A 437-nucleotide genomic window follows, 5' to 3' on the forward strand; every position below is an offset into this window, starting at 1 on the left:
ATTTTAAGAAAATAATGTTTTTACTACTTCACTTACTTTATCATTATGAATTTGATAATACACTTCCAGTCCTCGTCGTTCAAAGCGTACTACTTTATTTTGTTTTAATTTCGTTAAATGTTGCGAAACTGTTGATTGCGGAATTTCTAACACTTCCTGTAATTGTGTTACGTTACATGTTCCACGTTGCATTAGTTCCATTACTAGGCGTAGACGCAACGGATGCGCTAACGCTCTTAACATTTGTACATCTTCTTCTGAAATACGACATTCGAATTGATTTTGGCTCATAAAGTTCCCCTCATTTTCGTTTTTATTTTCTTTTTATTTATTTATATATCTGTTCTTATATTTCCTGTTACGACATAACTTTATCAACCTATAAAGCTGAAAAATTTTTCCACCTTAACCAGCAAAGGACTCAGGAAAAATTCCTT

The 437-nt window shown here is 32.0% G+C and carries 1 protein-coding gene; it reads right to left on the reverse strand.

Going from position 1 to position 437, the window contains the following annotated elements; genetic code table 11:
* Positions 1 to 3 precede the first annotated feature (3 nt).
* The gene (locus MR083_RS26935) at positions 4 to 291 is read right to left on the reverse strand and encodes an ArsR/SmtB family transcription factor (protein ID WP_000081429.1); all 288 of its coding nucleotides are present in this window, start codon (positions 289 to 291) and stop codon (positions 4 to 6) included.
* Between the last annotated feature and the right edge of the window lie 146 nt (positions 292 to 437).

Source organism: Bacillus cereus group sp. BfR-BA-01408 (assembly GCF_022663305.1).
Classification (GTDB): domain Bacteria; phylum Bacillota; class Bacilli; order Bacillales; family Bacillaceae_G; genus Bacillus_A; species Bacillus_A pacificus.